Source organism: Cupriavidus sp., assembly GCF_057315035.1.
This window is the reverse complement of the sequence record NZ_DBHKYV010000047.1, coordinates 1-3,694: the sequence shown is the minus strand read 5'-3', so window position 1 is coordinate 3,694 and position 3,694 is coordinate 1. Positions and strand designations below refer to the sequence as shown.

Annotated in this window: 3 protein-coding genes; all 3 read left to right on the top strand. The window is 63.4% G+C overall.

Annotated elements, in window-relative coordinates; translation table 11 throughout:
- Positions 1 to 145 precede the first annotated feature (145 nt).
- On the top strand, positions 146 to 1,297 hold the full coding sequence (locus ACO550_RS34255) for an ATP phosphoribosyltransferase regulatory subunit (RefSeq protein ID WP_315596615.1): 1,152 nt from the start codon (positions 146 to 148) through the stop codon (positions 1,295 to 1,297).
- Between the two features lie 180 nt (positions 1,298 to 1,477).
- Positions 1,478 to 2,821, top strand: a complete 1,344-nt coding sequence (locus tag ACO550_RS34250) for an adenylosuccinate synthase (RefSeq protein WP_315596614.1) — start codon at positions 1,478 to 1,480, stop codon at positions 2,819 to 2,821.
- A gap of 123 nt (positions 2,822 to 2,944) precedes the next feature.
- The gene (locus ACO550_RS34245; protein WP_315596613.1) at positions 2,945 to 3,514 is read left to right on the top strand and encodes a phosphoribosyltransferase family protein; all 570 of its coding nucleotides are present in this window, start codon (positions 2,945 to 2,947) and stop codon (positions 3,512 to 3,514) included.
- Positions 3,515 to 3,694: the final 180 nt, after the last annotated feature.

The window sequence follows — 3,694 nt, the reverse complement described above, 5'->3', positions numbered from 1 at the left end:
GGCGGCAAGAAGTAGCGCGTAGACCGCGCACCGGGCGCGCAGGCGCCCTGATCGCAATATTCGACAGAACCCCGGTCCGCCCGGGGTTTTGTCCGGCTGGAGGGGCCGCTCCCCGCTAGCCTGTTTTTGATAGAAGAGACCCCCCATGTCCAACCGCTGGCTCCTGCCCGAAAACATTGCCGACGTCCTGCCGTCGGAAGCGCGCAAGATTGAAGAACTGCGCCGCCGCATGCTGGACCTGTTCCGCACCTATGGCTACGAGCTGGTCATGCCGCCGATGCTTGAGTACCTGGAGTCATTGCTGACCGGTACCGGCCACGATCTCGACCTGCGCACGCTGAAGCTGGTGGACCAGTTGTCTGGTCGCACCATGGGCCTGCGCGCCGATATCACGCCGCAGGTGGCACGGATCGATGCCCACTTGCTCAACCGCCCCGGCGTGACGCGCCTGTGCTACGCGGGCAATGTGCTGCACGCACGCCCGGCCGGCTTCCATGCCACACGCGAACCGATCCAGATTGGCGCCGAAATCTACGGTCATGCCGGCCTTGAAGCCGACGTCGAGATCCAGGAGCTGATGCTGGCCGCGTTGCAGGCCGCGGGGCTGACCGAGATCCGTCTGGACCTGTGCCACGCAGGTATTCTCGAGGCATTGCTGGCGCCGCTGCCGTCGGTACGCCAGATCGAGGACGCATTGTTTGCCGCGCTGGAAACCAAGGATGTACCCGCGCTGCGCGAACTGACGACCGGGCTGCCCGATACCGAGCGCAACGCGCTGCTGGCATTGCCCACGCTCTACGGCGGCGTTGAAGTGATCGAGCGCGCCCGCGCGACATTGCCGGCCAGCCCGGCGATTGGCCGTGCACTGGACGAGCTGGCGGCGCTGGCAGGGCAGGTAAGCGGTGCCAGCGTGAATATCGACCTTTCCGATTTGCGCGGTTACCACTATCACAGCGGCGTGATGTTCACGGCCTATGTTGCTGGTTTGCCGAACTATGTGGCTCGTGGTGGCCGCTATGACAAGGTTGGCGAAGCATTCGGTCGCGCGCGTCCCGCAACCGGTTTCTCGCTGGACCTGCGCGAGGTGGCTGCACTGTCGCCGGTTCAGGTGCGAGCCCTGGCCATCTTTGCGCCGTGGGATGCCGATCCTGCGCTGCGCGCAACCATTGCCACGCTGCGCGCAGCGGGCGAGATCGTGATCCAGTCGCTGCCGGGCCATACGCACGAGCTCGACGAGTTCAATTGCGACCGGCAACTGCTGCGCCAGGGCGATGCCTGGGTGGTAGTGCCGCGCTGATTTAGCGGGCCGACCGTTTGCGTCGGCTCTTTCCTGTTGCTCTCAAATGACGTTTGCTGCCCGCGGCGGCCTGTTATCGCCCGGAAAGGCATGCAAACGTCTGTCATACGGGCGCCCAAAAAACGGGAACCGTCCGGCAACGAGAGTAGAATACGTTTTTAACCTTCTGACCAATTCAACATGTCCGCATCCGCAGTAAGCCAGGGACGCAATGTCGTCGTGATCGGAACCCAGTGGGGTGACGAAGGCAAAGGGAAAATCGTCGATTGGCTTACCGACCAGGCAAAAGGCGTGGTGCGGTTCCAGGGCGGCCACAACGCTGGCCACACGCTCATCATCGGCGGCAAGAAAACCATTCTGCGACTGATCCCGTCGGGAATCATGCGCGAAGGCACCGTCTGCTATATCGGCAATGGTGTGGTGCTGTCGCCCGAGGCACTGTTCCGCGAAATCGAAGAACTCGAGGCCGCTGGCCTGCAAGTGCAGAACCGCCTGCGCATTTCCGAAGCCACCACGCTGATCCTGCCGTACCACGTTGCCATCGACAAGGCGCGTGAAGCGCGCCGTGGCGCCGCCAAGATCGGCACCACGGGTCGCGGCATTGGCCCGGCCTATGAAGACAAGGTGGCGCGCCGCGCGCTGCGCGTGCAGGATCTGTTCGATCCGAAGCATTTCGCCGAGCGCCTGCGTGAGAACGTGGAGTTCCACAACTTCATGCTGACCCAGTACCTGGGCGCCGAAGCCGTGGACTACCAGCAGATCCTCGACGAGATGCTGGCCTACGCGCCGCGTCTGAAGCCGATGGTGGCCGATGTGTCGGCCGAGCTGTATGCGGTGAATGCCGCGGGCGGCAACCTGATGTTCGAAGGTGCGCAGGGCACGCTGCTGGACGTGGACCATGGCACTTACCCGTTCGTGACGTCGAGCAACTGCGTGGCCGGTGCGGCCGCCGCAGGTGCCGGTGTTGGCCCGGGTCGCCTGAACTACATCCTGGGCATTACCAAGGCGTACTGCACGCGCGTTGGCGCTGGCCCGTTCCCGAGCGAACTGTACGACAACGACAACCCGGCCCGTCAGGACGCCGTGGGCGTGCGCCTGGCCAATGTCGGCAAGGAGTTCGGCTCGGTGACCGGCCGTCCGCGTCGTACTGGTTGGCTCGACGCCGCAGCGCTGAAGCGCTCGGTGCAGATCAACGGCGTTTCGGGCTTGTGCATGACCAAGCTCGACGTGCTCGATGGCCTGGAAACGCTGAACCTGTGCGTGGGCTATGAGCTCGACGGCAAGCGCATCGACATCCTGCCGCGCGGTTCGGATGCCGTGGCTGCCTGCGTGCCGGTGTATGAGGAATTCCCGGGCTGGAACGAATCGACGTTCGGCGTGAAAACGTGGGATGCGCTGCCGGAAGCGGCACGCGTGTACCTGAAGCGCATCGAGGAAGTGGTTGGTATTCCGATCGACATGGTTTCGACCGGTCCGGACCGCGACGAAACGATCCTGCTGCGTCATCCGTACCAGGTCGCCTGAGTCAGCAAAAATACCCGTGAGCATGACCGTGGCGCCACGAGCGTCGCGGCCTCACAAAAGCCTTCGGCCCGCGATATGCGGGCCGATGCTTTATCCATTGGCCATTGATACAAGAAAGACGCCATGAACCTGCCTACCAATGATGAAGAGAACCTGTGGGTCTCGTGGGACGAGTACCACCGCCTGGTTGCGCGCCTGGCATTGAACGTGCACGAGTCGGGCTGGAAGTTCGACAAGATCCTGTGCCTGGCGCGCGGCGGACTGCGCGTGGGCGACCAGATGTCGCGTATTTTTGACGTGCCGCTGGCCATCCTGGCCACGAGTTCGTATCGCGAAGCCGCCGGCACGCAGCAGGGCGACCTCGATATCGCGCAATACATCACGATGACCCGTGGCGAGCTGACCGGCAAGATCCTGCTGGTCGATGACCTCGTGGATTCGGGGGTGACGCTGGAGCGCGTGGGCCGTCACCTGAAGGAGCGCTATCCTGCCGTGACCGACGTACGTTCGGCGGTGCTCTGGTACAAGGCCTGCTCGAAGGTAGAGCCCGATTACCACGTGACGTTCCTGCCGTCGAACCCCTGGATCCACCAGCCGTTCGAGGAATACGACACGCTGCGTCCGCATAACCTCGCGGCCTGGCTCAAGCGCGGCAAACGCGCCAGCCTGCTCGACGACGATTCGGCAGCGTAAGGCTTGCTGTTGGTTTACTCCCCTCTCCCGCCTGCGGGAGAGGGGCGGGGGGAGAGGGAATGAGGTTCAAATTGCGACTTGTCTCAGCTTGAACCGCCGACCCTCTCCCCCAACCCCTCTCCCGCCATGCGGGAGAGGGGAGTGTGGTGGTCAAGTTTTTTCAGACAGGTACTAAGGTTG

Excerpts from the sequence above, each read along its gene's own strand:
- ACO550_RS34255 (WP_315596615.1), top strand. The coding sequence starts at position 146 with ATGTCCAACCGCTGGCTCCTGCCCGAAAACATTGCCGACGTCCTGCCG.
- ACO550_RS34250 (WP_315596614.1), top strand. The coding sequence starts at position 1,478 with ATGTCCGCATCCGCAGTAAGCCAGGGACGCAATGTCGTCGTGATCGGA.
- ACO550_RS34245 (WP_315596613.1), top strand. The coding sequence starts at position 2,945 with ATGAACCTGCCTACCAATGATGAAGAGAACCTGTGGGTCTCGTGGGAC.